The organism is Corynebacterium striatum ATCC 6940 (genome assembly GCF_000159135.1).
In the GTDB taxonomy this organism is placed as follows: domain Bacteria; phylum Actinomycetota; class Actinomycetes; order Mycobacteriales; family Mycobacteriaceae; genus Corynebacterium; species Corynebacterium striatum.
Genome location: NZ_GG667522.1, coordinates 150,077 through 153,004, shown reverse-complemented (window position 1 = coordinate 153,004; position 2,928 = coordinate 150,077). Strand labels below are relative to the sequence as shown.

Annotated in this window: 3 protein-coding genes; 2 read left to right on the top strand and 1 reads right to left on the bottom strand. The window is 56.4% G+C overall.

The window, feature by feature from the left end; all coding sequences use genetic code 11:
* Window positions 1-562: hypothetical protein (locus HMPREF0308_RS13895; RefSeq protein ID WP_034657202.1), on the bottom strand; the 562-nt coding region annotated here is incomplete at its 3' end.
* A gap of 176 nt (window positions 563-738) precedes the next feature.
* Between HMPREF0308_RS13895 and HMPREF0308_RS07210 the strand changes: the two genes are divergently transcribed.
* Window positions 739-2,043 (top strand): serine/threonine-protein kinase, encoded by a 1,305-nt coding sequence (locus tag HMPREF0308_RS07210; protein WP_005530171.1) that lies wholly within the window; start codon window positions 739-741, stop codon window positions 2,041-2,043.
* Window positions 2,044-2,124: 81 nt separating this feature from the next.
* Entirely contained in the window at window positions 2,125-2,796 is a 672-nt protein-coding gene (locus HMPREF0308_RS07205; RefSeq protein ID WP_005530168.1) for a hypothetical protein, read from the top strand.
* Window positions 2,797-2,928 lie beyond the last annotated feature (132 nt).

Genomic DNA, 2,928 nt, shown 5'->3' with positions numbered 1-2,928 from the left:
CAGCTGATGGTGCGGACTTCTTGGCTGCGTACACGGCCTCGCCGCCGTTGCACTGCGCGCCGGGGATTCCGTCCCAGCCATTGGCACTAAGCCCTGCCGGATAACCCTCGCGCTGCGTAGCGGTGTGGGTTTGCTGGCGCGGCTGCTGCCTGTGCTGATAGCGCGGCGAATTATTCTGCGCCGGGGAAGAAGAAACCTGGGTAGGCGTTGGACCAGACTCGGTTTCTTCCGTGTTCGTGACGGGTTCTTCCGCAACCTCCGTCGACGGCGGTGCTGGAGCGACAGGTGGCTGCTGAGCCTCGTCGCTCTTCTTATCCACCCAGACCACGCCGCCGCCAATCAGCATGGCCAGGATGACTGCCAAGATGCATAGGATCGGAACCCAGTTTCGCGAGGGCTGCGCGGCGGGCGCTGTAAAACCCCTCGGCTGCGTCGACTGGTAGCGGCCATTTGGGTTGGTAAAGGGATTCTGCTCGCCAAATCGGGATTGCGACTGCGCGCCCGAGTACATATTCGGGGGCAGCAAAGGGTAGTGATTTGGGCCTTGGTTAGGGTTGGTCATTGCATCCTTCGGCAAAGTAATCGGCGATAGGAAATAACTGCAGGCAGAAACTATTCGATGCTTGAGCAGTGAGCACTAGCGTCTGTCTTCTACGAGCGGATATGCTACCCCATAAGCGGGGTAGATAGGGTGATTCTGAAGATCTGCATTTGCATCGGGTGTGATGAAATATACGCGTGAATGATTCCCGTGTAGTGAGTTGGCTGGAGCGTCAAGGATACGTAAACGTCCGGCGCATCGGGGGCGGCGGCATGGGAACCGTCTTCGCAGCCACCGATATTGATCTAGGGCGCAACGTTGCAATCAAGACGGTGTTGCCGGAGCTACACAACGAAGAAGGGCTCAAGCGCTTCCACAATGAAATGAAGGCGCTGGCGGCCATCCATAGCTCCTATGTCACGCACATAAATAAGAAGCTGGCCGATAACGAGGGCAATCTTGGCTTCGAGATGGAGCTTTTCGAAGGCGGCACGTTGGAAGAGCTCATCCGTGAACGTCGCCATAATAACGAGCCGGGATTTAGCATCAGCGACGTCGTCAAGTACTTGCGCCCCGTGGCCAAAGCACTGGACCAGATGCATTCGATGCGCCCGGATGGGTGGATTCACAGGGATGTAAAACCGGCCAATATCTTGCTACGCCGCCGGCCCACCGATAGCGGTTATAGCGTTCTGAGCGACTTCGGTATCGCGATCTCGGAGGGGCAGTCGCGCCTGACTGCTATCGGTAACGTCATCGGAACCGAAAACTACTCCTCGCCGGAAAGTAACTCCCGTGACTACAGCGGGCAAGAAGCATCCTTTTCAGGTGATAACTATGCGCTAGCACTCATCGCGTTTGAGATGCTGACCATGTATCACCTTAAAGAGATGATGCCGGATTCTGCCTGGCGTGCAAAGCGCACAGTCCCGGGGATGGGCACCCCGGCTATCATGGCACGGCTTGATCCACAGGCGGCAATGGCCACTCAGCAGATTGATGCAGTGATGGAACGGGCACTGGATAACACTCCGTATAAGCGTTTCCCAGAAGCCTGCCAGTTCATTGACGCATTGGAGGCCTGTGGAAAAGGTGGAGCCGAACTTAATGCGCGATCCGCAGTTCCAGAAAGCCAAGCAACCAACTATCCGGCAAGCGGCCAGCTTCCCGCCATGGGCTTTGGAATGGGCAGCGCGCATAACCTCGCCGGAGGTGCGCAGAATTGGAGCAACCCCGCGATGGGTTCGGTGCCTTCTTATGGCGGTTCTAGTAATGCGCCGTTTAGATCAGGAATCAATCCGGGCGCGTCTATGCCCTCAGCGCGCCCCGTTCAGTCTGCGCAACTGCCTCAGCAGGTTCAATCTGCTCGGCCGGCACAGCCTGCTCGGCCGGCGCAGCTCGCGCGGCCGCAGAAGGACAACAACAATGCGTTGATGATTACAGCGACGATTCTCATCATCCTTGCTATTGCCGTCACTACGATTGCGCTAGTAACCAGTTAACTTTCGCGCTTGTAGGTATTAGTATGGACTTTTGAAAAATCCCCCTATCCATCTATCCTCAACTTCGAAAGCGTCTCATCTATGCAGCCCAACGCGAGCTCGCCGGCAAACTCTGGACCATGGCTTCAGATCAATGATTTGGTCGGGCAGATACACCGGATGGGCCCGGGAGACGAGCTCATAGTAGGCCGTGCTGGTGACTTTGTAGTAGGCGCTGAGGATTTGGACCTGCACCGCCAGCTATTCCAGCTGTGGTACTCCGGTCAAGGCTGGATGCTCGCCAACGTGGGCCGCCATATTCCTCTTTATATAAGCCAGCGCAATGTTCGCTCGCATTCGCGCATCGAGGTCGGTCCGCGCGGCTTGTCGCCCATTCCGCCAGGGCCGACCGCCGTAACATTCACCACGCCAGATTGCGTGTATGAGATTCACATCGACGTTCAAAACAATGACATGGTTCGTCGCACCCCGCGTCCACTGGATGAAAGCAGGGACCAGACGCGTACCCGCCACGTACCGAATGACGAGCAGGAGCTGTTGCTGCGTCAACTGGCAAGTTACCTCCGCGCGCCGGGCGCCACGGATGCCAATATCCCCACAATCCGCGAGCTAGCGCAGGCGCTTGGCTGGACTGAGAAGAAGACCAATCAGAAGATCGACCGTCTGATTGAGAACCTGAAAGAAGATGGGGAAGCGGTATATAAGCCCTATAAGAACTGCTTGGCTCACTATGCGGTTCAGCGCTATCGTTAAGTGCTAGGAAGACTAGCGCACCTAGCATCTAGAGTATTTCTCGTATCGACCCTGAAAAAAGAAAGCGCACACTATGACTTATCCGTATCCAAAGCAAAAAGATAAGTCTGGCATGGTGCCTATCGTCGTCGG

Excerpts from the sequence above, each read along its gene's own strand:
- HMPREF0308_RS07205 (WP_005530168.1), top strand. The coding sequence starts at position 2,125 with ATGCAGCCCAACGCGAGCTCGCCGGCAAACTCTGGACCATGGCTTCAG.